The sequence below is a fragment of the Paenibacillus mangrovi genome (genome assembly GCF_022898935.1).
GTDB classification, from domain to species: domain Bacteria; phylum Bacillota; class Bacilli; order Paenibacillales; family Paenibacillaceae; genus Paenibacillus_AQ; species Paenibacillus_AQ mangrovi.
Genome location: NZ_JALIRP010000005.1, coordinates 283,393 through 309,176, shown reverse-complemented (window position 1 = coordinate 309,176; position 25,784 = coordinate 283,393). Strand labels below are relative to the sequence as shown.

Sequence of the window (25,784 nt, the reverse complement as noted above, 5' to 3'; positions counted from 1 at the left end):
TTGAATTTGAATAATTGTCAATACAATCTTGAAAAGATAGCTAAACACGTGTATATTTTACTGATAATGAGAATTGTTATCAATAATGAAAATATCTGAGGAGCGAGCGGAAATGGGTCAGGAAGAAATGTTCGATATGACAGTGATCGGCGGGGGTCCAGCTGGACTGTACTCCGCTTTCTATAGCGGGCTGAGAGAGATGAAGACCAAAATCATTGAATTTCAGGCTGAACTAGGCGGCAAGGTCCATGTATATCCGGAGAAAATGATCTGGGATGTCGGCGGCCTGACTCCGGTGCCTGGTGCCAAGCTCATCGAGCAGCTGGTACAACAGGGGCTGACGTTTAACCCCGAGGTCGTGCTGAATGAGAAAATTGAATCCATTACGCGCCGGGAAGACGGCATTTTCGAGCTTCACGGCACTTCGGGCCGCACCCATCTCTCCAAAACCGTCATCGTGGCTGTTGGCAGCGGCATTTTGAATCCGCAAAAGCTGGAGATTGAAGGTGCGAGCCGTTTTGAGGTCAGCAATCTGCACTACACGGTGAAATCCCTCAAGCAGTTCAAGGATAAGACCGTCATGATTTCCGGCGGGGGAAATACGGCGATCGACTGGGCCAACGAACTGGAACCTATCGCGAAAAAGGTCTATATCACCTACCGGAGGGATGCGCTAACCGGACACGAAGCGAGCGTGGGACATCTGCTGAACAGCTCGGTGGAGTGTTTATCCTATACCTCCATTACCAAGCTGTATGCGCGCGGCGATCACGAAGTGATTGAACGCGTGGAGCTGACCCATCATCAGACCGGTAAGGTATTCTCGCTTGCGGTCGATGAGGTGGTCATTAACCACGGCTATGAGCGCGACACGACACTGCTGCAGAATAGCACACTCAAGATCGACATCGCGGAGCAGGATTACATCGCAGGCACGCCCAGCAGCGAATCCTCGGTTCCAGGCTTGTACGCGGCAGGAGATATTCTGATGCATGAAGGCAAGCTGAATCTCATCGCAGGCGCCTTCCAGGACGCGGCCAACGCCGTTAACAAGGCGAAGCAGTTTATTCAGCCGGATGCTGGACAAATTGCGATGGTCTCCTCGCATAATGAGGTATTCAAGGACCGCAACAAGGCGCTCGTTAAAAAAATGATGAACTAAGCCTATTTCCGTTTCATCACATAAAAATAAAGCCCCTCGCATGAGGGGCCACGTCCATTATCAACCTCTTTTATATGACATTATACGGTTATAAAGCTCTCTATCATTCAGCTTACGGAAATGGGACATTGCCGGATAAAGGTTCGTTTCAATAATGGCAACACGCCCCTTCTGGTTTGTTGCAATGTCCATGCCATAAATACGGTGATGGGGAAATAAAGCTCCTAATCTCTTAGCGGAACGAATTGAAACTTTATCAATTTTGGATTCTAAATCGGAAACAGATAGGTGCCTAATGGATGACTTCCGAATGCCCGACTTAAACTTATGCAATTGTCCCTTACTCCGCGTATTATTGGAAACAATGTAACCTTTGCCTGCAACCTTGATCACTTTTCCTGTGACTACCCAATGAGATGAGTGTCTTTTCCGTTGAACGATGACCCTCATATCAAAAGGACGATTATCTATAGTCGGGCGTGTAATTCTCTTTTGAACCATATAAGGGGTAGATCCGATTTTTTTTCTTAGATAACGATAGGTATTCTTTTTCCCCCGCTTCACCTTTTGCCTATTCTCGTAGTGTATGCCATACTTATGATGACCCAATTTCGAGACTTGAATGACACCTCGTCCGCGACTTCCCCAAACCGGTTTAACAATGACATGCCCGTATTTTCCCAGAAGAGCCCGGAAGGAGTGTAGACTCATCATCCGCGTTTTGGGTAAATAACGAGCTAGGGGACCATACCTTTTCAAAAACACATATTTATACCATTTATTCCTTGTTACAGATCCCATGGGACTCCACCTTTCTCATGTTCACTTAACTGTGCCCAGATAATTTTCAAGTAATTCCAAAAACGTCTCGATATCCTTATGCGTGATGTCTCCTATATTAGCAATCCGGAACGTCTTTAGTTCCGCTAGTTTGCCGGGATAAATCATAATACCTTTGCTGTAGAAAAAATCATGCATGGATTGGAAGTCAAAACCTTCATAAGGTTCCTGAATGGAAGTAATGATTTTGGAATGGTGCTCTTCGGGGACGATGTAGGTTAAGCCCAGCTTTTTTAGCCCGCTAATTAAGGTTTTCCAGGATGTCGTGTATCTTTCATAACGCTCCGCTATACCTTCCTGTTTTAATTCCTGGATCGCTTGCCTAAGTGCATACAAAGTCTGTACCGGTGGTGTAAACCGCATTTGCGCATGATCTGCAAAATATTGATATTGAGCGTACAAATTCAAATAATAACTTCTTGGTTTCTTGTCCTTCAAATGCTCCAATTTACTTTTTTCTGCGATCACGAACGAAACGCCCGGCATCCCCTGCAGATTCTTATTGGAGCTGGATGCCAAAAAGGAGATGTTCATTTCCTTCATCTGAATCGGAATCGCAGCAAATGAACTCATGGCATCCACCATCATGTCCATATGATATTTTCTACATAATTCACCAAGTTCTTTCACGTTGTTCAGAAGGCCGGTTGTTGTCTCATGATGTACCACAGCGAGATGAGAAATCGTACGGCCTGAGGATCGGATTAACCTCTCTAATTCAGCCATATCAATAGCATCATCAAAGGGACTCCTGAATTCTAAATAATCGATGCCATAGACCTTGGCGATCTCGCACATCCGTTTTCCATAAGCACCATTATTAACAATGACTATGGCTTCGTTGCCCGGGACGGAACAGATCATGGATTCAACGGCCGCAGTACCCGATCCGCCAAACAATATAGTCTGATAATGGTCCGAATCCGCAACCACACGGGTGAGCTCTGTAGTAATATGCTCCATAATTTCGCCAAACTCGGCTTCCCGAGGGCATATATCTGGAACTACCTGTGACCATTTCACACTATCTGTAGTCGTTGTCGGACCTGGAGTAAGCAAAATGTTTCTCTTTACGGCAGTACTCATGAGCCATCCACTTCCTCGGTCTTCACGGGATCGCTTTGGATAAATCGCTGTAGACGTTCCTTTACTTCATGAGGCTTTATGCTCGGACGAGCAAGCTGATCCTTTGAGTGCTTGGATATTTTCATATACAGGAAAGTAAGCCCTTTGGTCTCTTTCCATTGTTGTAAACAAGCTTTTAGTTCTTCGAGGTTGTGGACATGGATCGACTTTGTATACCCGCAGGAAGCGGCAATGTTTACGAAATCAATATTATGGGATACCGTGCTTTGTCCGCCTGTTGATTCGTGAGCGTTATTATCGAGAAGAACATGAACCATATTGCTCGGGTTATAATACCCATTTGTCGCAAGGCTTCCCATACGCATCAATAAAGAACCGTCTCCGTCAATGACGACGATATTCTTGCTAGGTTGGCTTAGAGCGAGCCCGAGTCCGAAAGATCCGATGCACCCCATAGAGCCCACCATATACAGATTGTTGTTGGCATCTTCAATTTCATACAATTCCCGTCCTGTTTTGCCTGTGGTTGCAAGCTGTATCGTATCTCTGTCTTTCACAGAGTTAATCATAGCTAATGACTCATACCGTGTAGGCATCTGATTGTCTGTATGGGCATGTTGTGTGATCTGGTTTAAATGAACGGAATTTTGCAGCTTTTTCAGAGGCTCTACGTCAAATGTCCCTTTCTTGACGACAAAGAAGAACGGCCGATTTCGAGCAATTTCTTCATCGGCCTGAATCAGTTGTTTCTTGGCCTCCTCTAAATCTTTGGAAAGATATTGCCATTCCACGTTCATCAAATCCAGCATCTGTGTTGTGATTCTGCCCATAAGTTCATGTTGAGGCTCATCGGGGATACCCGGCTCTCCGCGAAGGCTGACAAATCCAAGCAGCGGAATCCGAAAGGGGTAATTGAGGGATGTTAACGGCGAAACAGCGTTGGTTAGCCCTGAATTTTGCATCAGAACAACGGACTTCTTACCTCCTATATAGGCAGCGGATGCAATGGCAACCGCATCCCCTTCGTTGGCTGCTGCAACGTAATCATGTTCGTTGATGGCATGATTGATTAAGTTTTTCAGGTAAGAGCATGGTACACCGCTGAAAAAGGTAAATCCTAATTTCCGCAGCTCGTTTCCAAACAGGCCTGTTTCCATTATTTGCTCTCACCCGAATCTGACTTCGACGGCGGGAGGTATTGTTTTTCTGCAGCTTTCAGCTCTTCTGCTCCTTGAAGTCTGAAAACCTCTTCAAGTGTTGCAACGTCTTTTTCGATATGGATAAGGCTTTCATCCTGATAAATTCTGCGGGATGTTTGTTCCATGGCTTCGATAGACGACCTCAAATTATGGTTCGCCCAAATTACAAGGCTAATCCCCAGCTCCCGAAACTTATCAGTTGGGGTCGTATAATACTTCGTGGGCACGATCACTACAGGCAATCTTCCCGCCCACTCCTTCATGAACGCCTCAATCTCCGTAATATCCGACCTTTTGCTGTGTATGAGCACAGCATCGGCACCTGCCTTCCGGTAGGCTTCCGCCCGCAGCAGTGCCTCGTCAAGTCCCCTCCCTGTAATAAAAGCCTCTACTCTGGCTATGACCGAAAAATCATCGTCGGATTGGGCATCCTTCATCGCTTTAATCTTACCGGAAAATTCCTCGATATCAGCCATAGGCTGTAATTGACCGTTAATGAAAGAGTTCATTTTAGGAAATTGCTTATCTTCAATGCATACCCCTGCAATATTGCGCTGCTCCATCTTTCTCACCAGCCGTCTTGCATTGTTGAAGTTACCGTAGCCCGTATCCCCATCTAGTAGAATCGGGACGGACGTCGCGTCACTCATGAATTCTAGAACATCCATAATCTGGGTCCAGGAAGCTTCGTTATTGTCTCTTACTCCCAAAGCTGCAGAGATCGATAACCCGCTAGCCCAAATCCCTTTAAATCCTGCCTCCTCGACAATTTTGGCAGACAGACCATTATGGGCTTCCATGATAAACTCCAGCTTTTCGGAGTTGATTAAGTCTCTAAGCTTCTTTGTTTTTTTCATTGAAACTTTCTCCTTCCCCTAAAAATCGGAGCCTATTTCCGAATACGTTGTTTGTTTTTCATAATGGTTCTGATCATTGAGTGATCAGAAAGCTGGTAAAACAACATATGGCCCGGGCGTGAATTAGCTTCGATGATCCAAATATGGCCATCTTCGTCTATGGCAAGATCAACCCCTAATTCGCGAAGCGGGTACCGTTTATTAAGGGTTTTTGCAATGATCATGGATAGTTTCTCTATTTTACGTAAACAGGCTTTCGCTTTCGCTTGGTCGTGATGGAAAAGGCTGAAGAGCACTCTATGCAAAGGTGCTGCATGCCCTCCTTTATGATAATTGGTCACAAATTTATGAGGTGCAGCCACACGGGCTACCATGCCCGCGATCATCCATGTATGCTTTGGCTTCTGCATATATATACGGATATCAAAGATCACCCCATGGTACTTCGCTAATCGGAGACCTTTTTGCACCAGATACTGGTGTCTTGAACTCCGATATGAATGAATTGCTTTTAAGGCAGATCGAGATCTTCCAACAATCTTCTGACTTGAGCCAGACCGAACCTCATATCCCCTGCTCAATCTCTTGGCACGGATGATTCCGCCGCCGCCACTTCCATGATTGGGTTTAATGAAGACGGATGGATAGGCTTTCAGCATCCGCAAGGTTCTTGAGGCCGTCATCCAGCGTGTTTTGGGCAGATATCGACGTAAGGCAGGATGCTTTAACATTACATAATATTTATTCATTTTTCCTAAGCCCACTGATGTCCCTCTTCTCTTTTTAGAGTTCCATATATATGAATGAGTATATGCATCAGGATCCCTTGCTGTATGGACTCTTTTCCATATAAGCATCAAATCCCAAATGACAGTTCATGTCGCTCTTTGAGCAGTGTTACTTTGTTGATCTGTTAAAATAACTAAAAATTACTATTTTTTTAAGATTCGATATATAAAAAAGATAGCGAAGTGAGTTAAAATAAGGAAAATAGGACCTTATCATAGAGAAAATTAGAGCAAATGCAATCGACTTAGGATCGGGAGATCATACGCTTATATGACATAAGTAGTTCATTAATAGCAGGACCATACATCGATGCCAAACGAAGATGACAAGGGGAGAGCGTGTGATGGTGAAGGAGCAAACGAGGTATTCCCGGCTTGCGAACATTACGAAGTTAATCAACACCAGGCTGGAATTACGAGAGGTACTACAGCATGTAACGACAGCAATCTCGGAGGAAATTGTCCGATGTGATTCGGTGGGAATTTATTTGCCGCAGGAAGATGGGAATTTCAGAGGATATGTCGGTAAACCCGAAACCATTAACGGTATGACGCTGGATATGCATATTATTGATATCCAGCGTGATCAGCTGGCCAAAGAAGTAATCGAAACGCAAAAAACGATCTACATTCCGGACACATCGCAAGATGAACGCCCTGATTCTTGGGCTATTGAAGGATTTGAGATCAAATCCCTGCTCGTTCTTCCCATCTCATATGAAAATGAACTGTTTGGACTCGTATTTTTGTTTGACTACGGCATTCCGATGAACCTGACCGAATCGGAGATTCAAACGGTCGAGGCCTATGTCAATATGGCAGCTGTCGCTATCCGCAACGCCAACAATTTGACCCATAAGGAAAATCTGATTGCTGAAAAGCAGCTCCTGCTCGACGTGACACGCAACCTGTCGATGTGTTCGACCATGCAGCAAGGGCTCGATACAAGCTTTTACTATATTGCGAAAGTACTGAACAATTATAATGTTGGGGCGCATCTGCTGGATCCACTGGCAGGTAAACGAATCAAGCCGGCCAAGCTCAGCAAGGACAGCGACTGGACTGAAGAAGACTGGATGAGAACGCATCAAAGAATTAAAATCGATCCGGAAAATGATGCCGTTCTCCAAGAGGTTATAAGCACGAAAAAGGTGATCATTATTCCTGATGTCTTCGTGGATGACAGGCCTAACCATGAAGCATGCCGCGATTTCGGGATCAAGGGAATGTCCATGTTTCCGCTTGTATCCATGGGCGAGGTGCTGGGTGTGATTGCTGTCGTAAATCTGGAGGACAAGATCACCCTGTATAACGAAGCGACTATACAACTGTGCCAATCCATCGTAGAAGCTACAGCCTCAACGCTCTCCAATCTCCTATATATGGAGAAGCAGGAGGTCATCATCGAAGAAAGAACCTCGGAGATTACCTTTAAGAACAAGGAGCTTGAGCGGGTCGTTACGGAGCTGCAGCACATGAGCCGGGAGAAGGAACTGATCCTCAACTCGGCAGGTGAGGGGATTTTTGGATTGGACCTGGAAGGGAACATTACCTTCTGCAATCCGGCCGGTGAAGCTATGCTTGGCTATGAGACCAAGGGTGAATTGATCGGGCAGCCCGGCAATATTATTTTCAATGGCAAGAGGATCAATAAACAGAAGGAAAATGGCACGAATGAGCGCAAGTGGAGCAACTGCCATACGGACGACCGTTTCTATCGCAAAGACAATTCCAGCTTTCCCGTGGAATACGTCATCTCTTCCATCAAGGAAGGAGAAGACATTGTGGGTGACGTGGTCACCTTTAAGGACATTACGGAGCGGAAGCAGATGGAGGAGGAAATCAAATACCATGCCTATTTTGACAGTGTGACGGACTTGCCTAACCGGGTATTGCTCAAAGATCGACTCAATCAGGGCATTAAGTATGCCCAAATGAATGGAGGAAAAATAGCGCTCTTATACCTGGATTTGGACCGTTTCAAGTTTATCAACGATACGCTGGGGCATACCTACGGCGATCTGCTGCTGCGCGATGTGGCCAAACGTCTAAGCGTTTGCATTCCGAAAAGCGCTACGGTTTCACGTCAAGGCGGAGACGAGTTCACCATTTTTTTGCCAAACATCAAGAGCAGGAAAGAGATTCAAAAGGTCGTCGATCAGGTGATCGCATCGTTTGCCGAGCCTTTCTATGTCAAGGATAACGAGGTGTATATCAAAACGAGCATCGGCATCAGCCTGTTCCCGGACCACGGGGATACCAGCGAAACATTGATTAAAAACGCCGATACTGCGATGTACAAATCCAAGGAAATCTCCGGGAACAGCTATCATTTCTTCAGCTCGGGCATGGATACGCGAACCTTTGAAATTGTTAAATTTGAAAATGCATTATATAAAGCTCTCGATCAAAATGAGCTGATGATTTATTATCAGCCGCAGATTAACTATAAAACCAATACTATTGTCGGTGTGGAGGCTCTACTGCGCTGGACTCATCCGACCGAGGGCATGGTATCGCCGGATGAGTTTATTCCGATTGCCGAAGAGACGGGACTAATCGTCCCTATTGGGGAATGGGTTCTGAGAAATGCCTGCCGGCAAATAAAGGAGTGGCATGACAAAGGTTATCCGCGCATCAGCGTGTCGGTGAATCTATCCGTCCGGCAGTTTGAGCAGGACAACTTATTCGGGATGGTCAAGAACATCCTGAAAAAGACCGAGTTGTCACCTGAATACCTCCATCTGGAGGTGACCGAAAACCAAATCATCAAGAATTCGGATATTACGCTGAAAACGATGGAACAGCTGAAAGGCCTCGGCATCAGCATTGCCATCGATGATTTTGGTACAGGCTACTCCTCTCTGGGGTATCTGAAAAATTTCCCGATCAGCACGCTGAAGATCGATAAATCCTTCGTGCAGGATATTATCCAGGATGATGATAATGCGGCTATTACCAACACGATTATTACGCTGGCCCAGAACCTACACCTCCATGTCATTGCTGAAGGGGTCGAGACGAAGGAGCAGGCCGAATTTCTGGCTGCCCGCAGCTGCTATCTGATGCAGGGCTACTATTTCAGCCGCCCGATGAAGGCGGAAGATATCGCTGAATTATACCTATCCTGTGGAGTGAGCTAAAGGCCTAGGCCTTCAGTTCACTCCGTTACATCATAGATAAATATGTATTTTTGGGAGGTTTTTTTATGAAAGCAGCACGTGCAGTATTAGAGTATCTGAAAGGACAGGGCGTGAGACATATCTTCGGAATTCCAGCGGGTTCCGTCAATGTCCTGTTTGACCAATTGGTGGAGATGCCTGAAATTACACCGGTTGTCACCAAGCATGAAGGAGCTGCGTCGTATATGGCCGCGGCCTATGCTAAATATTCTAACCAGATGAGTGTTGTAATTGGCTGCAGCGGACCTGGCGGAACGAATCTGGTAACCGGCGCAGCCAATGCCATGCGCGAGCATTTGCCGGTTCTTTTCCTGACAGGTGCTGTTCCGTTAAGTACACTGGGACTCAACGCTTCACAGGAGCTGGATGCTGAGCCGGTATTCCGTCCGGTGACCAAATACAGTGTGATGGTACGCGAATCGAAGGATCTGCTGGCTGAAGTCGCCAAGGCTGCCGAAATTGCGGTTTCTGGCGTGCCTGGACCGGTTCATGTCGCGATGCCGATCGATGTACAGCAGGGTGAAGTGCAGCATGTCACCATTCCCGAGCCGCCGAAAAGAGCGCCGATCGTACCTAATCTTGACGTCATCAGGCAGGTGGCGCAGGAGCTGGTTAAGCGTGAAAAAGGCTATATTTTTGCGGGACAGGGTGTCCGGAATTCGGTAGACCAGCTGCTGGAGCTTGCCGAGCTGCTTCATTGGCCGATTCTAACCTCGCCGCAGGCCAAAGGATTTATTCCCGAAGAGCATCCACTGCATGCAGGCATTTTTGGGTTTGCAGGACACGATGGAGCATCGGCTCTCATTAATGAAGGAGACGGACAAGCCTTGCTTATTCTCGGTTCGAGTCTCGGTGAGACCGCAACAAACAACTATAATATGAATCTGACGAAGGGTCGTTTCTGTGTTCAGATGGATTTTGACCAAACGGTATTTAATCGGAAGTATGAGATCGACATTCCGGTTCTGGGCGATATAAACCTGAGTCTGATGTTCCTGATCGAAGAGCTGAAGGCGCTCGGATTGCCTAAACCAGGCGCGAAGGAGCTGGAGAAAAGCCAACCCTATCAGGTCACGGATGAATACAATACACAAAACGTGCTTAAAAACCTGCAAAAGCATCTGCCTGCGGATACGCGCTACACCGTAGATATCGGCGAGTTCATGTCATACGTAATCCACTACATGAACGTATTGGATTTCAATACTTTTGATATTAACGTGCATTTCGGCGCGATGGGCAGCGGTATTGGCTCGGCCATCGGCGCGAAGCTGGCTGATCCGGACCGTCCGGTGGTATGTATCACGGGAGACGGCTGCTTCTTCATGCACGGTATGGAGATTCTGACGGCCAAGGAATACAATCTACCGATCCTGTTCGTGGTGATGAACAATGCCCGTCTCGGCATGGTTTATCATGGGCATGAGCTTCAGTATAAGCGTTCGCATGCTTCCTTCGAGCAGAAGGCCATCAGCATTGCGGCCATGGCAGCTGCGATGGATATTCCAAGCTTCCGCGTGAACGAGCTGGGCGATCTGACTCAGGATACTGTGCGCAGCCTGTTGAACACAGGTGGCCCTGCGGTGCTGGAGATCGCACTGGTGGACAACAATACGCCTCCAATGGGAGACCGCGTGAAATTTTTGTCCTCCTTCGGCAAATAAAGATGATAAAAGGGCGCTGATCCATGGATCAGCGCCCTTTTTTAAGAAAAACTACAACTAAAAGCGGTCTGTCAAATGTTATGTGCTTCCTTTTTACAAGTGGCTGCAGGAATTCCCGATGGTCGCCATGATGGCCCCCATTGTCTGCCCTTTAAAGGCATCCGGAACAGCTTGTCCGTCCGGATTTACAAAATAAAAGCCGTTCATATCGACATCAAATTGATAACCTAGTCCCTTTAGGGCAATCTGCAGATCTTCCGGCAGACCGTCCATGCCTGTCTGCTCTTTATAATAAACGGTTGGATACACCCTGACATCTACATCGCCTTCGCCTGTATAGACGACGAATAAATCACGTTCGTGCTGCACGATCCATTGCTGCTTGGAGAATAGCGAGATTCTTGATTTTTCCAGCGAGGAGATGGCATCGAGATTTACGCCGAATAGATGATTCAACATCGCGCGGATGGCGGGGCCTGTTATCTGTCCGTTATAGACGGTAAGCTGCGAATCTATCACATGGCGGGGCAGCAGACGGCTGGAAGAGGCCGCTATGGTTTCGATCTCTGTCTGCGTATCCTGGGCTGCCGCCAATGCTTCCTTCTCTGCTTCCGTTAACAGAGAGACGGCATCCAGATCAATCCCGAATGTTTGCAGTACGACTTTGTGGATGACGTCGCCCGTTACTTCCCCTTCAAAAGAATGGAGAAAGGCGTCCATGTGCTGGGCTTTGTTCATTCATAGAACCTCCGTAATTGTAAATGTTATCCATATGGGGACTTGATATTATTATAGCTTAATCTGCTGCAGTCACAACAGCATTGTTCATGCGGACATGAAAGGCCAGGAGCATTCGCCTAGGAGGATGCATAGAGTGAGGTAGACATCTACCCAGAGGAGGCTCCAAAATGAATGTTGATCTGACATCCCCTTCCTTGAACCTGAGTGCCGATTCGAATGAGGTTGTGAACTACCGCCGGGACCCGAAGAACTATATTACCCAGCTTTTTGCGGCGCAGCTGCCGGCAGTCGGTACCGGCTTCTTCAATGTTTATATGAGTCAGGGAATCATGATTAATCCGCATTGGCACACCAATGTCGATGAACTGATCGTTGTGATTACCGGCGAAGTGATGACATCTGTTTTTAACCCGTTTACACAACAGCTGATGACTTACCGGCTCAAACCAGGGCAAGTATCCAAGTTTCCAAAGGGCTGGTTCCACTGGCTTGTTTCGCTTACGGATAACACGTTTATTATGGCGATTTTCGATCAGCCGACTCCGGATATTGTGTACGCTTCTGATTTCCTGCGGTTTACGCCGAAAGAAATTATGAACCGGGCTTATTGTGTCAATCCGGAGGAGTACGCAAAGACGGTAGCTCCAATCACACAGTCTGTCATTTTGGGCCCGCCCGTTGATTGCCAGAGCCGGGATATTCCTTCTGTACCTGTTCAACAGCCGCAGTATGCTCCGCCTGTTTACCCGGGTCTGGAATCAGAGCAGCCCATGTTTATTTCACAAGATCCCTTTGGGCCAGATCCATCCTATCGGTACAGGTTCGATCCGAACCGGTTCTGGTGAGAAATACGAATAAACAGGAATAGGATTGTATAATAGATTGAAGATGCAAGAAAACGAGAGTAGAGCGTTTAGAAGCAGAGGAGTAAATACACAATGAACAGAACGGACCGCCTGCTGGCGATTGTTCTTGAACTGCAGGGCAGAAAGATCGTCCGGGCCGAGGAGTTGGCCGCCCGGTTTGAGACAAGCGTACGCACCATATACCGGGATATGCAGGCGCTCAGCGAAGCGAATGTGCCTATCGTAGGAGCACCGGGACAAGGGTACTCCCTGATGGAAGGATATTTTCTGCCTCCCTTAAGCTTCTCGGCCAGCGAGGCGGTGACACTCCTCTTGGGTGCCGAATTTGTGCAGAAAAAGCTGGAGCCGAATTACGGCATTCATGCCGAATCATCTAAAGCCAAGCTGGAGGCGGTACTTCCTGAACAGGTGCGGCATGAAGCAGAGCAGGTGCGCGCAACCATGCGGCTGCTTACATCCCGGAAAGAAGACGGCAGCAAGCATGAACGCGAAAATATGGAGGTGCTGCGCCGTGCCATGCTGGATCGGCGAAAGATCCGCTTCCACTATGCCAAAACGACCGGCCCGGTCCCTCAGCGGGATAGCACGCGCGTGGCGGCGCCCTATGGACTCGTGCATGTACAGGGAGTGTGGATGCTGGTAGCCGCTTGTGAGCTCCGGCGGGAGATCCGCCATTTTCGGCTGTCACGCATGAGCGGGCTGGAAGAGACCACGGACAGTTATGAGTTTCCTCCTGATTTCAATCTGGAGGCATACAGACCTCAGGATGACCGCGATATGGAAGTCATTCTACTTGCCGACCATGGAATCGCGGACCGTGTTAGAGAGTCGCATTTCTACTATATCGATACCTTTGAAGAAGATCATCCCGAAGGTCTCCGGGTGAAGCTGCGGATCAGGCGAATGGAGGAAATTCTGTCGTGGGTGCTCGGGTGGGGTGCGGGAGTTATCGTGCTGGAGCCGGAGGCCTTACGTTCCCGGGTTCTTGAAGAAGCCGAAAAGCTCCTGAAACGCTACTGACATAACGCTGTCAGTAGCGTTGTTGTATATTGGTCCCATGATCAAATTGAGGAGTGATGATGGGATGAATACACAAGAAATGATACAAAGGATGGACAGCATTACGCAGTATTACCTAGAGGAGCTGGACCGTTTCAGTATGGAAGACTTAACTCGAAAGCCTGGAGAAGAAGAGTGGTCGCTTGGGCAAATGTATATGCACTTAATTAACGCTTCCTTACGCATGCATCTGCGGAATGTCGAAGCATGTGCCACTTCAGCCGAGGGAGTCATGAAGGAAGGTGAGAAAACGGAGGGCGGGAAGTCTGCATTTTCGAATCAGGCCTTTCCTCCCGTGCGGGTTCAGGTTCCGCCATCTCCGGCATATACGCCGTCCCAGCCTGGCAGCAAGGAGCAGATTCGCGAAGGGCTGCTGAACGTACTGGCCGAAATGAAGAGAATAGATCCGCTTGTACAAACTGCACCAGCGCAAAATAAGCTTGTCCATCCCGGCTTTGGTGCCCTGAATGCAGGCGAATGGTTCATGCTGGTCGAAATGCATTACCGCCATCATTTGCGTCAGAAGGAACGCTTGGAGGGTTTCTTGGCAGGCGTATAACAGATGGATATGGGATGGATGTCTCCCCTTGTTTTAACAATAAAATTTTGGGACAATAAGGACAGATCGCTGTTCCAATCTGGTAAAGTAGAGAGGAACTGAATTTTAGGTTTCTGAAAAGAGGAAAGTCGTAATGAACAAACCATCCATTTATGGATTAACTCTCGACCAGCTGGCCGCATGGCTGGCTGAGCACGGGTATAAAAAATCACGTGCACTGCAGGTATGGGATGGACTGTACCGCAAGCGGGTGACCGAATTCTCCGCGATGCCGGAGGTAAGACCGGAATTGCAAGAGCTTTTGGCCGAGCATTTCGCCATTCAGACGCTGGAGGAGCACACGAAGCAGGAATCGGCCGATGGCACGATCAAGTTTCTGTTCCGTCTCCAAGATGGCAACCTGATCGAAACTGTGCTGATGCGCCACAAGTTCGGCCTTTCAGTATGCGTGACCACGCAGGTGGGCTGCAATATCGGGTGCAGCTTCTGTGCCAGCGGACTGCTGAGCAAAAGCCGGGATCTGACGAGCGGTGAAATCGTAGAGCAGGTCATGAAGGTACAGCTGCATCTGGATCAAATGAAAAAAGATGAGCGGGTCACCCATATTGTCGTGATGGGGATCGGCGAGCCGTTCGATAACTTCGAGCATATGTCGAACTTCATCCGGGTGATCCGCGATCACAAGGGACTTGCAATCGGACCGCGTCACATCACGGTATCCACCAGCGGTCTTGTGCCGAAGATCCGGGAGTTTGCCGACAGCGATCTGGGCACGAACCTGGCTATTTCCCTGCATGCGCCGAACAACGACATCCGCACGCAGATTATGAAGATCAACAAGGCCTATCCGATTGAGCCGCTGATGGAGGCTATCGATTATTACCTGGAAAAGACCAACCGCAGAATTACGCTGGAATATATCCTGCTGAGGGATGTCAATGACCAGCCGGAGCATGCGCTGGAACTGGCCGAGCTTGTAGGCAACCGCAGAAATCTGGTGAATGTGAACCTGATTCCGTACAACCCGGTCGACGAGCACAGCCAGTATCAACGGAGCTCGCAGGAGACCATTACCGCCTTCTACGATACGCTGAAAAAGCAGAACATCAGCTGTAGCGTGCGGTTGGAGCATGGTACGGACATCGATGCCGCCTGCGGACAGCTGCGCAGCAAGCAGATTCAGAGTGAACGGGGACGGAGTGCGAAAGAAGAGACTCGGTCATAAACGAATAATAGGTTAACAAAAGAGCGCATTTTCCTCGTTTCCGGAAATGCGCTCTTTTTGTTCCTAGTTTCTCTGATTTACCCTTGAATTGCGGCAACGATAAACAGGACCCAGCCAGCCAAAAAGGCTACCCCGCCAAGCGGCGTAATGGCGCCAAGCTTACGGATGCCGGTCAGACTGAGTGCGTACAGGCTGCCGGAGAAAAGAACGATGCCTACAGCAATGAACCAACCTGCCAAAACAGCAAGGGATGCATGGTTTGTCATGCCTGCATAGAGTCCGATCAGCACGAGTCCAAGCCCATGGGCTAAATGATATTGAATGCCGGTCTGGTATGTTTTCTGCTGGCTTTCATTCAGCCGTTCTTTCAAGGCATGAGCGCCAAAGGCACCCAGCGCCACCGCGAGGAACAGCATGATGCCGCCAAGAATCAGCATAGTTTTCAAGTCAAATCACCTCTTACGCTCATATTAAGGGTGGGAGAGCCCGGGCGTCAATGTCACTCGTTTTTGTTTCCTGTCTCCATTTGCTAAGAAAAATTTGTTAAAATGGATAGGTAAGGAAATTGGAATACATATTTGTTTGAACATAGGTGAAATGTCTGTAGTCAGAAACGAAAATTAGAAGACTTGCTCCATTTTTGCAAGCGTTTTAATGACATCTTGAGCTCAAGGAAATGGGGGCAAGGGGAAGGTAGGGAAGAAGTATGGAGAGTGTGCATCGGTTGGCGCTTAAATTAAAGCAAAACATTGCAAACGTAATTGTAGGCAAGGAGCATGAGGTGGACCTGCTTCTGACGGCCCTTCTCGCTTCTGGACATGTGCTGCTGGAAGACGTTCCGGGAACAGGTAAAACGCTGCTTGCCAAAAGTCTGGCGGCATCGCTCAGTCTGAGCTTCCAACGGATTCAGTTCACGCCGGATTTGCTGCCTTCGGATTTGACTGGTATCCATTATTTTAACCAGAAGGACGGGGAGTTTCATTTCCGCCCGGGGCCGCTGTTTGCGCGTATTGTGCTGGCCGACGAGATCAACCGGGCCACCCCGAGGACGCAGTCCAGTCTCCTCGAATGCATGGAGGAGCGGCAGATCAGTATTGAGGGGAAAACAATGCCGCTTGCGAGTCCATTTATGGTGATGGCTACGCAGAATCCGGTGGACAACCAGGGAACCTTCCCGCTGCCCGAAGCGCAGATGGACCGGTTTTTAATCCGGATGAAGCTCGGTTATCCATCGGCAGACGAAGGGGTCGAGATTCTGAAACGGACGGCGGCTGCAGGCAGCTTGCGGGCAGAGGAAGCCGGGCAGACGGCGACCGCCGAAGAGGTGTTGGAAGCGCAGCGGCTGTGCAGGCAGGTGCGGATCGCGGATGATCTGCTGGGTTATATCGTAGCTTTGGCCGAGGCTACCCGGAGACATGACGAAACGATGCTCGGCATCAGCCCCCGAGGTACGCAGGCGCTGCTCCGCGCTGCTCAGGCATATGCCGCACTGCAGGGAAGAGACTACGTGCTGCCCGATGATATCAAACAGCTCCTGTTGCCGGTGTGGACACACCGACTGGTGCTCAAACGGCGCCATGAGACAGGCAGCAGCCATGGAGAGCGCATTCTGATGGGCATTATGGACAGTATCCCGGTTCCGAGCGAAAAGGAACTTGAAAGCGGCGTGAAATAATGGCTGTGTTCTGGCTTTTTGCTGCTTGCGGACTTGTGATGGTGCTGCAGGGTTATATTTTGGGGAAGACGGCGCTCAGTAAGCTGGTCTATGACCGTCATTTCAGCACCGGTACCTGCTATGCCGGGGACCGGATCGAAATGGTCGAGGTCATCGAGAACAAACGCAGGGTGCCCATCCCGTGGCTGCGTCTGGAAGCGATGCTTCCGGCTTCCCTGGGCTTCAAGCGAAGTAAGGAGACCTGGATCAGCGAGGGTCAAATTTATCAGAACCATACGAGCTTCTTCTCGCTTCCCGCCCGGACACGCATTACCCGGACGCATCAGATTCTGTGCCGGGGCCGCGGCATCTTCCGTATGGACACGGCCACGATGACTGGCAGCGACTTGTTCGCGATGTGCACGCCTTCTCTGAAGGTAACGCTGAACAAACGCCTGGTGGTGTATCCATCTCTGCGAAGAGATGAAGAGCTGCCATCTTCCTGGAAGACCTGGCAGGGTGAACTAGCGGTGCGCCGCTGGATTGTGGAGGATCCGTTTCTGTACACCGGGGTGAGAAGCTATGCGCCCGGCGATGGCATGAACCGGATTCACTGGAAAGCCAGTGCAAGATCAGGTGAACTGCAAGTGCATCAGCACGGTTATTCCGCTGACCCGAAGGCGATGATTCTGCTGAATATTGAGGTTTCCGAGCAGATGTGGAATGTCGTTACCAAGCCGGACATCATAGAAGAAGCGCTGTCTTATGCGGCAACCTGCGCCGCTGCGCTCATTCATCAGGGGATGGCAGCTGGCTTTGCTAGCAACGCGTATCTTTCGCCTGAGGCGGATGCCAGGATGGCTCATCTTGCGCCAGATTACGGCCTTCCCCACCTGGAGGATCTGCTGGAAGCGATGGCCGCTGTGGAGCTTAAAGTTTACAGACCCTTCTATGAGCAGCTAAAGCTCGAAGCAGAGGCGGAAGCCCATGAAACGATCGATTATTTGCTGGTAACCCCGCATGTTTCTCCGGCGATCCGGGAGGCGATCCGGATGATCGAGGCGAAGGGTCACCGTGTATCTATAGCTGATGTGCAGGAAGGATTGAAGGAGGCGGGAGCATGATGCACACCGATCAGAGAGTCCGCAGGCGCCGCCTCCTCGCCGTACTAGGAAATTCGCTGCTCGAGACGGCAGCTTGTTATCCTTTCATTCTGCTGTATATGGTCTATGCCATGCAGGCTGCTCCTTGGTGGCTGCTGCCGCTGATCTGGGTGCTCCATGCGGCAGGCACGATGATTGGCCTTCGGCAGGCGGCAGGCAGGAAGGAAGGGGTGGCTACAGCTCTGCTTCTGGCTGCTGCACTGCTGCCGCTGGCGGCACTCGACCTTCGCTCCGCTATTTTTGCGGTCATCGTCCTGCTGCTAGCGGATATTCGCGGATTGATTGTCGGCCGCAAGGATCTGTGGAGATATATCCAACTGAATCTGCCGCTGGCCGGATTGGCGGGATCCTTGATTGTGTATAGCGTATCCTCCAAGGTGGAGGCTATCGAGCCTTACCGGTTTTCGCTATATTTTGTGAGCATATTTACGCTGTTTACAGTCTTGCTCCGGTGGAATGGGGATCGCGTACGCGAAGCCTCTAATGCGCAGGAGACCGACCAGGTGCAGCTGCGCAGAATTCTGTCCAGGAACCGCTGGATGACCTGGCTAACCATTGCGGTGATTGCCCTGCTGAGCTTGTGGAACGGGCTGAATGCAGGCTTAGCTTACGTTAAACGATGGCTGGCCGGAATATTGAATGGTCTTGGAGGGGACGGACAGCCGAAGACGCCGGAGCAGCTGCCGCCAGCACAGCAAGGGCTGCCGGAGCTGCCGCCACCTTCTGAACCGCCGAAATGGCAGCACATTGTCAGCCAAATCGTGTTCGTCCTGCTCGTGGCCGCTGTCGCCGTGGCCCTGTTGCTGCTGTTGTACCGGCTGCTGCGGCGCTGGCTCCCACAGAGCCTTCGCGCCTGGCTAGAGCGTATGGCCCAGCGGCTTCGGCTCATGCGCGAAATCCGGCGTGTGGTTACGGATCAAGGCGATTATGTGGATGAGGTTGAGAAAATCGAACGGGTAAATAAGCGTCCGGCCAGACTGCGGTGGAGGCGCAAAGATGGGGCAGCCGCACGCATGGACGGCGATCCGCGCCGGGCTTATGAAATCTTGATCCGCAGCGCCGTTAAGAAGGGCTTCAATTTTAAGCCCAGTCTTACGCCATCCGAGAATGGGATTGCGCTAACCTCGAAAGGAGACTATGCCGGAATGCCTGGACAGGACGTGAGCCAAGTGATCAACCGTTACAACCAGGCTCGCTACGATGACGCTGGCAGAGAAAAAGAATAGGACGCCTGATGAAACAAAAGGTGAACGGAGACGAAGAACATGGCATCATTGTTAGACCGCTACAAACCAGCTATATTGAGCCTGCCTCAGAGCGGTGAATGGACCAAGCGGGACCTATTGACCAATGCGTTCCGTCTGGCATCTGAAGACCGCCTTGCGATGTATTATGCACCCCACAATGAGTGGATCAATTTTGATGCAAGAGTGGTGATCATAGGGATTACTCCGGGGTGGACGCAGATGAAGATTGCCGTTCGAACAGCGCAGGCTGGGCTCATGGCTGGATTGCCCGAGGAGGAAATTTTACGGTGCGCCAAAAGAGAGGCCAGGTTTGCTGGCTCTATGCGCCGACATTTGATTTCGATGCTCGATTGTCTCGGACTCCCAAAGCGGCTAAACATTAGGTCAAGTAGGGACCTGTTTGGGGAACATACACAGCTTCTGCACACGACATCGCTGCTTAAATACCCCGTATTTGTAGGGGAACGGAATTACACTGGAGCAAACCCCGAGATCGGGGCTTCTCCGCTGCTGAGTGGACAAGCGCTGTCCTCCATGAAGGAGCTGGGGCAGTTCCCGGATGCGATATTGATCCCGCTTGGGAAGGCGGTGGAGCGCGTTCTCATCCAGATGGCCGAACAGGGGCACATCGAGCAAACGCGGATACTGTGGGGATTCCCTCATCCTTCCGGCGCTAATGGACACAGGCAGCGGCAGTTTGAAGAGAATGAAAAGAGAATGCGGAGCATGATTCATCGATTCTTTCGTTAAACCTTCTGTTCATACACTGACCTCCGAATTAAGATAGATATATGAGCCTTATGGATTCGGAAGGAGCTAATGAATTGATGAAAATAGACCGATTGCTGGCTATGACCGTCCTTCTCTTGAACAGGGGCAGAATCAGCGCCAAGGAATTGGCCGAGCGATTCGAGGTATCGACCAAAACGATATACAGGGATATGGATACATTAAGCCGCGCGGGGATCCCAGTCATGGCGCATCAGGGGAGCAGTGGCGGCTTTGAGATGATGAGCCATTACACCATTTCGCGGCAGTTCCTTACCATGGATGAGATAACCTCCATTTTTACAGCCGTCAAGGGCGTTAGAGCCGCATTGGATGACCGGACTCTGGACCAGCTGCTCGATAAGGTGGGAGCACTCCTTCAGCGTTCGGACAACGCCATGGGTATGGGGATGTCTCAGAGACTCCTCTTTGACCTGAATCCCTGGGGGCAGGGGAAAGGAACTAGAGACAAAGTAAGTATGCTGAGACGGGCGGTCTTCGAGTCAAGAAAAGTGAATTTGCAGTATATCAACATGAATGGATCGGACAGCTGGAGGACACTAGAGCCGGGCAGACTGATTCTAAAAGGGAATGTGTGGTACTTGCAGGCCTTCTGCACGAGGCGTGATGAGTTCCGGATCTTCAGAGTATCCCGCATCCTGGAAATGAAGGTGCTGCCTGATATATTTGAGCCACGGGAGCTGCCGCTGCTGGATGCCTACGAGTGGAAGCCGGAATGGTCCACAGAGGCTCACCATACGGTGACGATGAGGTTTTCTCCGCAGGTGAGACACCGGGTAAGTGATTCATTCAGCCCGGAGCAGATCTCGGTACAAGAGGATGGAAGCCTGCTGGTGAAGGGGGAGTACCCCTTGGATGAATGGTTCTACGGCATGGTGCTAAGCTACGGTGATCAGATCGTCATCGAAGCCCCGGAGCTCGCAGCCATGGAAGTGGTGCGTCGGGTTCAAAATATTTTGCAGCAATATATGAAACCGGACAGACAGGTGTCCACGTAGCCTCTGTACAATGAAATCAACTTCAAAGGAAAAGAGGAACCATCATGAACCATACCATCATCCACATGCCGGCGGTTGAGCTGGCAGGCATCAAGATCCGGACATCCAATCAGCGGGAGAGCGGTCCGGATGGACTCATCCCATCACTATGGGAGCAATATTACCAAAGCGGCATGTCCAACACGGGTAAGCTGCTGCATCCGCATTTGCTCTATGCCCTGTATACGGAATATGAGAGCGACGTGAACGGAGAATACTCGCTGCTGCTTGGACATGAGCGTGAGCCGGATTTTTCCGGGGATGACCGGCTTGGAACAGCCTCTGTTCCGGAGGCGAAGTATTTCAAATTTACGACACAGAGAGGACCCATGCAGCAGGTCGTTCTGCAGTTGTGGCAGGAAATATGGGCTTTCTTCGAGGATTCGGAGATCAAACGGACCTACACCGGGGATTTTGAGCTGTATGATTTGCGTCATTTTAACCCGGCCGATGCCGTAGTAGATATTTATATTGCTGTGGAAAATGAATGATGGATCTGATTGACACAGCAAGCAGCCGGGTGAAGATCAGAAAGAGATGCAGAAGGCTCCTTCGCTTATAGAAGGAGCCTTTTGCAATATACTGGAGAGGGGTTGTCGCCTTTCGTCCCTGTTAGCGGTTATGGGGGGCTTTTTTATCGCAGAAGCCTTGTGCCGGCGTGAAAATAGCGTTATATTGAAGTGCCAGAACCTATTAGGAACGACGATATTTTTATGATAAGGAAGTTTCAAACTATGACTGCAACATTTAAAGGCAACAAGATGAACATCGTAATGTTTGGGCTTCTCCTGCTTGCTGCTCTAATTCGGCTGGCACTGGAGTGGACCTCTGATTACTCGAAGGCACAAGCTGTGTGGAATATCGTTTTTATGGCGGTGCTCCTGCTTCTGTCTTTGCGTTTCGCTTACGTATACTCACGTTATATTCGCATCATGGGAGACAAGGTAAGAGTCGTCAATGTTCAAGGCACAAGGACGTTTGACCTGGCGGAAGTAGAGAAGGTTATGATCTATGACAACTTGATCCGTTTTACTATGAAGGCGGACCGCGACTTGTTTATTCATATCAAGGATTTGAATGCGCAGGGACGGGTGCCGTTTGTGGCCTGGGCTGCGGATCAATTTGAAATTGAAAAGGATTAGGGCGACTTTTTTTCGCACCCTAATCCTTTTTTTTGAAGAAGCGAAGGCCCACTTTGTGGGGTATTTATGCACGGATGTAGAACAACAGCTCGCGGCCGTTTTTCACAGGTTCCTGCTCGAGCGTGTAGCCATGCTTGACGACTTCCTCCGGTACGTTGCGGAAAGACGCCGGGCAGTCGGCGATGACTTGAAGCAGCTCGCCTTTTTTCATTCCCTGCAGTGTCTCCAGTGTATAAATGACCGGGTAAGGACAGGATTCCCCTCTAAGATCCAGCGTAAAATCAATGGACATGTTTCGTTTCCCCTTTCTTGAATCCGACACCAAAGCGATAATTTTTCTGCCAAATAGCAGCCACGATGTAGCCGACCGCCAGTAGGACAAGCGTTAGAATCAGTGCCCAGGCCGGTCCCATGACGTCGATCAGGTTGACCGGCTTGCCCATCTTCACCAGCGCGTTATAGATCCCCAGGTGATCCCAGCCGTAAGCAAGCACAGTGGCCCCAGCGATATTACCGATGAATACCGGCAGGAACACCACCTGGCCTTCCATCAAACGGTACATCATCCCGGTTTCGCATCCGCCCGCCATCACGATGCCGACGCCGAACAGAAGGCCGCCAATCAGCGTGCTTGGCGCTGCTATTTTGGTGACAGGATCCATACCGTTTACCAAGATGATGATGAGCGTTACAACCGAGCTGACCGCCATGCCGAGCGTGATCGCTTTCGTCATGGTGGCGCGTCCGCTGATCCACAAATCGCGGAAAGCGGAGGTGAAGCAGATTTGCCCTCTTTCGATCAGGATGCCGAAGGCGGCGCCGAACAAGGCGGCTGTGCCCAGCATGTTTTTGCCTGCGGCATAGAAATATATGATCAGTGCAGCGTAGGCAAGCGCAAGAACAGCGCCGATATAGGGCTGGATTTTTTTGCGCTCCTTGATGATGGAAGCCGTGTTGCCTTTTTGCAGGAAGGGTTTGCCTTTCCACCAGCGGGTATTGACGAGCTTGGCTCCCGCAAAAGTACCCACCGCCGTAGCCACGATGAATATCCACGAGTGCAGCGAGAACTGCGGCACACCTGTGAAGAAAGCCGCCAGGTTGCAGCCAAGTGCCATCCGGGCGCCAAAGCCGGCTACGAAGCCGCCGATCAGACCTTGGAGCAAACGCCGCTTCTGCCGCGGCATCCGTATTTTGAAGTTGTTGCTAAACAGTACCATAAGCAGTGCTCCGATGAACATGCCCCATACAATCCAGCCATCCGTGCGGGTAAAGGTGGTTCCTTCCATATGAATGAGCTTGAAGTAAGCCCAGTCCGAAATGTCCACACCAAAGAGCCCCAGAATCTGTCCGCCGAGGCGGGTAAACTCACCGGTTACCGCCCATACCGTTTTGGTAATTCCGAAGTATACGGCACTCAGCACGCCTGCAACAGCCATGACGATATAAGGGCTCCAATATTGATTGAATGCTTTTCTGAACACGATTGCTATTCCTGCCCTTCTATAAACCATAAAATATTGGATGATGAAAATATATGTTCCAAACTTTATCAATTTTACATCATTTTCTAAAGAGTGTGCGGAGGAAATTGTTTTTCTAGGAGAATTATGGTTCGAAATTCCTGAATTGGGTGGAGTATGTAGGGAATGCGTTCATTTTTTTAACTTTTCGGAAAATTATCCCTTGTCAACGACGTTTGATTTTGAAACAATATAAATTTATATAATAGAATTTTGTGTATAAAACAGAAAAAAAGATAGGTAATAAGTCTCGGATAGGTTACATAAATGGAGGGGATTGCAAACATGAAGTTTAAACAGAAACTTTCCTTAAGTTTTGCAACTGTGCTGGTCATTACCCTGATTGTGGGGACAATCGGCTGGGTAGAGCTGTCGAAAGCAAACAAAAGCTACCGCTCGCTCATTGACAATCGTGTGGAAACAATGCTTCTGGCCAAGGACCTTGGGCGGATCGCGGCGCTGGAAGCCGAGAATGTGAGAGGATACTTGCTTACGGGAAATGAGGAGGAATTCACAGGCTACTTGAACAGCCGGAAACAATTCGGTGAGGCTACTGCGAAAGCGAAAGGGCTGATTCAAACGGGAAGAGGAAAGGAACTCCTGGTTCAGCTTGCTGATCTAGAACAAGAGTATTCTGCCATTGTCGATGAAATTGTGACATACAAGGAAAAGAACGACGTGGCCACATATACCCGTCTTGTAGAAGAAAAATGTGCACCCATGGTGAAGAAAATGACCGCAGCGGCAGATGAGCTGGAGAATTACCAGCAGGCTCAGCTGAATGAAGAGTTACAGCAGACTCTGGATCAGGAACAAAGAACCAAGGTGGTGCTGGGCTTAGTCGTGCTTCTGTCGATGCTTGTGGGGATCGCTATGGCTTACCTGATGATCCGTATGATATCCCGTCCGGTGTCGATGGTCGCGCGTGCTGTGGAGCAGATTGCCGCAGGTGATCTGACAGGTGAGGATCTGAACATCCGTCAAAAGGATGAAATCGGCAGTATGGCCCGTTCTTTTGATAACATGAAGCATCATCTGAACCGTCTCATGAGCCAGATTGATCATCATGCGGCTGAAGTGGCCGTGGCATCTGGAGAGCTAGCGCTCGGGTCTGAACAGACAGTGCTTGCCTCTCGGCAAATTGCCGAATCGATGCAGGAAGTGTCTGCTGCAGCGGAGAACCAAATGGCCCGCATGAAGGAAAATAAGACGGCGATGGAAGAAAGCGCGGCAAGCCTGCTGCGCATTGCCGAATCTGCATCCATCACGGTTGAATCGGCGGAGACAGTTCAGAAGCGGTCAGAGCAGGGAATGGAGCTTCTATCGGAGACTGTATCACAAATGGAGAAAATCCAGTCTGTGATGGAGGACTCGAGGGAAGCCGTGAATGATCTTAGACACTACTCTCATAAGATTGAGAAAATTACATTGTTCATCAAGGAGATTGCGGACCAGACCCATTTGCTGTCGCTGAATGCGAGTATTGAAGCGGCGCGGGCTGGAGAACACGGAAGAGGTTTTGCAATCGTCGCCGGTGAGGTGAAAAAACTGGCGGACCAGGTTGGATCCGCCTCGGAGCAAATTGCCGGAGGCATCCGTGATATGGTAGGAAACGTATCTAAATCCGTCGATGCCATGCAGCGTGGATCGGTTGAACTAGAAGCGGGAACGGCTGTTATGCACAAGACGGGTGAAGCTTTTCAAGATATTTTTGTATCCATCCAGACCGTTACGGGACAAGCGCAGGAGGTATCTGCCTCTATAGAGGAACTCTCCGCCCTGACGCAGCAGCTGTTGAGCTCGGAAGAACGGATGGTGGAACTGTCCGCGCATATTGCCGGGCACTCCCAAAGCGTTGCGGCGGTGACCGAAGAGCAGTTGGCGGCGATGGAGGAGACCTCCGCGTCTACCGGCTCCATGAACGGCATGGCGAAGGAGCTGCAGAAAGAAATTCAAAAATTTAAGTACTTAGAATAGTCGATCTGTGTAAAAAAGGATCCTGAC

At 49.8% G+C, this 25,784-nt stretch carries 24 protein-coding genes; 15 read left to right on the top strand and 9 right to left on the bottom strand.

What is annotated here, in order from left to right:
• Positions 1 to 112: 112 nt before the first annotated feature.
• On the top strand, positions 113 to 1,162 hold the full coding sequence (locus MUG84_RS14395; RefSeq protein WP_244725738.1) for an NAD(P)/FAD-dependent oxidoreductase: 1,050 nt from the start codon (positions 113 to 115) through the stop codon (positions 1,160 to 1,162).
• 60 nt (positions 1,163 to 1,222) lie between these two features.
• Here MUG84_RS14395 and MUG84_RS14390 read toward each other — a convergent pair whose 3' ends face one another.
• From MUG84_RS14390 to MUG84_RS14370, 5 genes are read right to left on the bottom strand one after another with little or no spacing between them, the layout of a single operon-like run.
• The gene (locus MUG84_RS14390; protein ID WP_244725737.1) at positions 1,223 to 1,963 is read right to left on the bottom strand and encodes a YheC/YheD family protein; all 741 of its coding nucleotides are present in this window, start codon (positions 1,961 to 1,963) and stop codon (positions 1,223 to 1,225) included.
• Between the two features lie 21 nt (positions 1,964 to 1,984).
• Positions 1,985 to 3,088: a 2-aminoethylphosphonate aminotransferase gene (locus MUG84_RS14385; protein WP_244725736.1), complete on the bottom strand. Its 1,104-nt coding sequence runs from the start codon at positions 3,086 to 3,088 to the stop codon at positions 1,985 to 1,987.
• Positions 3,085 to 4,245, bottom strand: a complete 1,161-nt coding sequence (aepY, locus tag MUG84_RS14380; protein WP_244725735.1) for a phosphonopyruvate decarboxylase — start codon at positions 4,243 to 4,245, stop codon at positions 3,085 to 3,087. Before aepY ends, MUG84_RS14385 begins: the two co-directional genes overlap by 4 nt.
• Positions 4,245 to 5,144, bottom strand: coding sequence for a phosphoenolpyruvate mutase (gene aepX, locus MUG84_RS14375; protein ID WP_244725734.1), 900 nt, complete (start codon positions 5,142 to 5,144; stop codon positions 4,245 to 4,247). The genes aepY and aepX overlap by 1 nt, the downstream gene beginning before the upstream one ends.
• 32 nt (positions 5,145 to 5,176) lie before the next feature.
• Positions 5,177 to 5,908, bottom strand: a complete 732-nt coding sequence (locus MUG84_RS14370) for a YheC/YheD family protein (RefSeq protein ID WP_244725733.1) — start codon at positions 5,906 to 5,908, stop codon at positions 5,177 to 5,179.
• Positions 5,909 to 6,276: 368 nt separating this feature from the next.
• Between MUG84_RS14370 and MUG84_RS14365 the strand changes: the two genes are divergently transcribed.
• On the top strand, positions 6,277 to 9,075 hold the full coding sequence (locus MUG84_RS14365) for a bifunctional diguanylate cyclase/phosphodiesterase (RefSeq protein WP_244725732.1): 2,799 nt from the start codon (positions 6,277 to 6,279) through the stop codon (positions 9,073 to 9,075).
• A gap of 65 nt (positions 9,076 to 9,140) precedes the next feature.
• A complete protein-coding gene (locus MUG84_RS14360; protein WP_244725731.1) occupies positions 9,141 to 10,778 on the top strand; it encodes a thiamine pyrophosphate-binding protein in 1,638 nt (545 codons plus the stop codon).
• Between the two features lie 93 nt (positions 10,779 to 10,871).
• Here MUG84_RS14360 and MUG84_RS14355 read toward each other — a convergent pair whose 3' ends face one another.
• Positions 10,872 to 11,516, bottom strand: coding sequence for a glutathione S-transferase family protein (locus MUG84_RS14355; RefSeq protein WP_244725730.1), 645 nt, complete (start codon positions 11,514 to 11,516; stop codon positions 10,872 to 10,874).
• Between the two features lie 170 nt (positions 11,517 to 11,686).
• Here MUG84_RS14355 and MUG84_RS14350 point away from each other — a divergent pair, with 170 nt between their 5' ends.
• From MUG84_RS14350 to rlmN, 4 genes are all read left to right on the top strand, one after another.
• On the top strand, positions 11,687 to 12,364 hold the full coding sequence (locus tag MUG84_RS14350; RefSeq protein ID WP_244725729.1) for a cupin domain-containing protein: 678 nt from the start codon (positions 11,687 to 11,689) through the stop codon (positions 12,362 to 12,364).
• Between the two features lie 93 nt (positions 12,365 to 12,457).
• Entirely contained in the window at positions 12,458 to 13,405 is a 948-nt protein-coding gene (locus MUG84_RS14345; RefSeq protein ID WP_244725728.1) for a helix-turn-helix transcriptional regulator, read from the top strand.
• Positions 13,406 to 13,469: 64 nt separating this feature from the next.
• Positions 13,470 to 14,003, top strand: coding sequence for a DinB family protein (locus MUG84_RS14340; protein ID WP_244725727.1), 534 nt, complete (start codon positions 13,470 to 13,472; stop codon positions 14,001 to 14,003).
• Between the two features lie 133 nt (positions 14,004 to 14,136).
• Positions 14,137 to 15,228, top strand: a complete 1,092-nt coding sequence (rlmN, locus tag MUG84_RS14335; RefSeq protein ID WP_244725726.1) for a dual-specificity RNA methyltransferase RlmN — start codon at positions 14,137 to 14,139, stop codon at positions 15,226 to 15,228.
• A gap of 77 nt (positions 15,229 to 15,305) precedes the next feature.
• Here rlmN and MUG84_RS14330 read toward each other — a convergent pair whose 3' ends face one another.
• A complete protein-coding gene (locus tag MUG84_RS14330; RefSeq protein ID WP_244725725.1) occupies positions 15,306 to 15,674 on the bottom strand; it encodes a DUF423 domain-containing protein in 369 nt (122 codons plus the stop codon).
• Positions 15,675 to 15,934: 260 nt separating this feature from the next.
• On the opposite strand from MUG84_RS14330, the gene MUG84_RS14325 reads away from it, so the two are divergent.
• From MUG84_RS14325 to MUG84_RS14295, 7 genes are all read left to right on the top strand, one after another.
• Positions 15,935 to 16,903, top strand: a complete 969-nt coding sequence (locus tag MUG84_RS14325; RefSeq protein WP_244725724.1) for an AAA family ATPase — start codon at positions 15,935 to 15,937, stop codon at positions 16,901 to 16,903.
• A complete protein-coding gene (locus tag MUG84_RS14320) occupies positions 16,903 to 18,006 on the top strand; it encodes a DUF58 domain-containing protein (protein ID WP_244725723.1) in 1,104 nt (367 codons plus the stop codon). Before MUG84_RS14325 ends, MUG84_RS14320 begins: the two co-directional genes overlap by 1 nt.
• The gene (locus MUG84_RS14315; protein WP_244725722.1) at positions 18,003 to 19,271 is read left to right on the top strand and encodes a hypothetical protein; all 1,269 of its coding nucleotides are present in this window, start codon (positions 18,003 to 18,005) and stop codon (positions 19,269 to 19,271) included. Before MUG84_RS14320 ends, MUG84_RS14315 begins: the two co-directional genes overlap by 4 nt.
• Positions 19,272 to 19,310: 39 nt before the next feature.
• On the top strand, positions 19,311 to 20,042 hold the full coding sequence (locus MUG84_RS14310) for a hypothetical protein (RefSeq protein ID WP_244725721.1): 732 nt from the start codon (positions 19,311 to 19,313) through the stop codon (positions 20,040 to 20,042).
• 77 nt (positions 20,043 to 20,119) lie between these two features.
• Positions 20,120 to 21,079 (top strand): helix-turn-helix transcriptional regulator, encoded by a 960-nt coding sequence (locus MUG84_RS14305; RefSeq protein WP_244726086.1) that lies wholly within the window; start codon positions 20,120 to 20,122, stop codon positions 21,077 to 21,079.
• Positions 21,080 to 21,123: 44 nt separating this feature from the next.
• Positions 21,124 to 21,609, top strand: a complete 486-nt coding sequence (locus MUG84_RS14300; protein WP_244725720.1) for a GyrI-like domain-containing protein — start codon at positions 21,124 to 21,126, stop codon at positions 21,607 to 21,609.
• Between the two features lie 243 nt (positions 21,610 to 21,852).
• Positions 21,853 to 22,260 (top strand): hypothetical protein, encoded by a 408-nt coding sequence (locus MUG84_RS14295; protein WP_244725719.1) that lies wholly within the window; start codon positions 21,853 to 21,855, stop codon positions 22,258 to 22,260.
• A 64-nt stretch (positions 22,261 to 22,324) separates the two neighbouring features.
• Here the strand turns inward: MUG84_RS14295 and yedF are convergent, their stop codons facing one another.
• Both yedF and yedE read right to left on the bottom strand, forming a co-directional pair.
• Positions 22,325 to 22,552 carry a sulfurtransferase-like selenium metabolism protein YedF gene (yedF, locus tag MUG84_RS14290; RefSeq protein ID WP_244725718.1) on the bottom strand — a complete coding sequence of 76 codons (228 nt, stop codon included), beginning with the start codon at positions 22,550 to 22,552 and terminating at the stop codon, positions 22,325 to 22,327.
• Positions 22,542 to 23,771 (bottom strand): selenium metabolism membrane protein YedE/FdhT, encoded by a 1,230-nt coding sequence (gene yedE, locus MUG84_RS14285; RefSeq protein WP_244726084.1) that lies wholly within the window; start codon positions 23,769 to 23,771, stop codon positions 22,542 to 22,544. The genes yedF and yedE overlap by 11 nt, the downstream gene beginning before the upstream one ends.
• A 294-nt stretch (positions 23,772 to 24,065) precedes the next feature.
• Between yedE and MUG84_RS14280 the strand changes: the two genes are divergently transcribed.
• Positions 24,066 to 25,757 (top strand): methyl-accepting chemotaxis protein, encoded by a 1,692-nt coding sequence (locus MUG84_RS14280; RefSeq protein WP_244725717.1) that lies wholly within the window; start codon positions 24,066 to 24,068, stop codon positions 25,755 to 25,757.
• Positions 25,758 to 25,784 lie beyond the last annotated feature (27 nt).

What these genes read in the sequence shown, in the direction of transcription:
- MUG84_RS14395 (WP_244725738.1), top strand. Translation starts at nt 113, where the DNA reads ATGGGTCAGGAAGAAATGTTCGATATGACAGTGATCGGCGGGGGTCCA.
- MUG84_RS14280 (WP_244725717.1), top strand. Translation starts at nt 24,066, where the DNA reads ATGAAGTTTAAACAGAAACTTTCCTTAAGTTTTGCAACTGTGCTGGTC.
- MUG84_RS14345 (WP_244725728.1), top strand. Translation starts at nt 12,458, where the DNA reads ATGAACAGAACGGACCGCCTGCTGGCGATTGTTCTTGAACTGCAGGGC.
- MUG84_RS14355 (WP_244725730.1), bottom strand. Translation starts at nt 11,516, where the DNA reads ATGAACAAAGCCCAGCACATGGACGCCTTTCTCCATTCTTTTGAAGGG.
- yedF (WP_244725718.1), bottom strand. Translation starts at nt 22,552, where the DNA reads ATGTCCATTGATTTTACGCTGGATCTTAGAGGGGAATCCTGTCCTTAC.
- MUG84_RS14305 (WP_244726086.1), top strand. Translation starts at nt 20,120, where the DNA reads ATGAAAATAGACCGATTGCTGGCTATGACCGTCCTTCTCTTGAACAGG.
- MUG84_RS14350 (WP_244725729.1), top strand. Translation starts at nt 11,687, where the DNA reads ATGAATGTTGATCTGACATCCCCTTCCTTGAACCTGAGTGCCGATTCG.
- MUG84_RS14360 (WP_244725731.1), top strand. Translation starts at nt 9,141, where the DNA reads ATGAAAGCAGCACGTGCAGTATTAGAGTATCTGAAAGGACAGGGCGTG.
- MUG84_RS14385 (WP_244725736.1), bottom strand. Translation starts at nt 3,088, where the DNA reads ATGAGTACTGCCGTAAAGAGAAACATTTTGCTTACTCCAGGTCCGACA.
- MUG84_RS14365 (WP_244725732.1), top strand. Translation starts at nt 6,277, where the DNA reads ATGGTGAAGGAGCAAACGAGGTATTCCCGGCTTGCGAACATTACGAAG.
- MUG84_RS14340 (WP_244725727.1), top strand. Translation starts at nt 13,470, where the DNA reads ATGAATACACAAGAAATGATACAAAGGATGGACAGCATTACGCAGTAT.
- aepX (WP_244725734.1), bottom strand. Translation starts at nt 5,144, where the DNA reads ATGAAAAAAACAAAGAAGCTTAGAGACTTAATCAACTCCGAAAAGCTG.
- yedE (WP_244726084.1), bottom strand. Translation starts at nt 23,771, where the DNA reads ATGGTTTATAGAAGGGCAGGAATAGCAATCGTGTTCAGAAAAGCATTC.
- MUG84_RS14315 (WP_244725722.1), top strand. Translation starts at nt 18,003, where the DNA reads ATGATGCACACCGATCAGAGAGTCCGCAGGCGCCGCCTCCTCGCCGTA.
- MUG84_RS14295 (WP_244725719.1), top strand. Translation starts at nt 21,853, where the DNA reads ATGACTGCAACATTTAAAGGCAACAAGATGAACATCGTAATGTTTGGG.
- MUG84_RS14300 (WP_244725720.1), top strand. Translation starts at nt 21,124, where the DNA reads ATGAACCATACCATCATCCACATGCCGGCGGTTGAGCTGGCAGGCATC.
- MUG84_RS14310 (WP_244725721.1), top strand. Translation starts at nt 19,311, where the DNA reads ATGGCATCATTGTTAGACCGCTACAAACCAGCTATATTGAGCCTGCCT.
- MUG84_RS14320 (WP_244725723.1), top strand. Translation starts at nt 16,903, where the DNA reads ATGGCTGTGTTCTGGCTTTTTGCTGCTTGCGGACTTGTGATGGTGCTG.
- MUG84_RS14325 (WP_244725724.1), top strand. Translation starts at nt 15,935, where the DNA reads ATGGAGAGTGTGCATCGGTTGGCGCTTAAATTAAAGCAAAACATTGCA.
- rlmN (WP_244725726.1), top strand. Translation starts at nt 14,137, where the DNA reads ATGAACAAACCATCCATTTATGGATTAACTCTCGACCAGCTGGCCGCA.
- aepY (WP_244725735.1), bottom strand. Translation starts at nt 4,245, where the DNA reads ATGGAAACAGGCCTGTTTGGAAACGAGCTGCGGAAATTAGGATTTACC.
- MUG84_RS14390 (WP_244725737.1), bottom strand. Translation starts at nt 1,963, where the DNA reads ATGGGATCTGTAACAAGGAATAAATGGTATAAATATGTGTTTTTGAAA.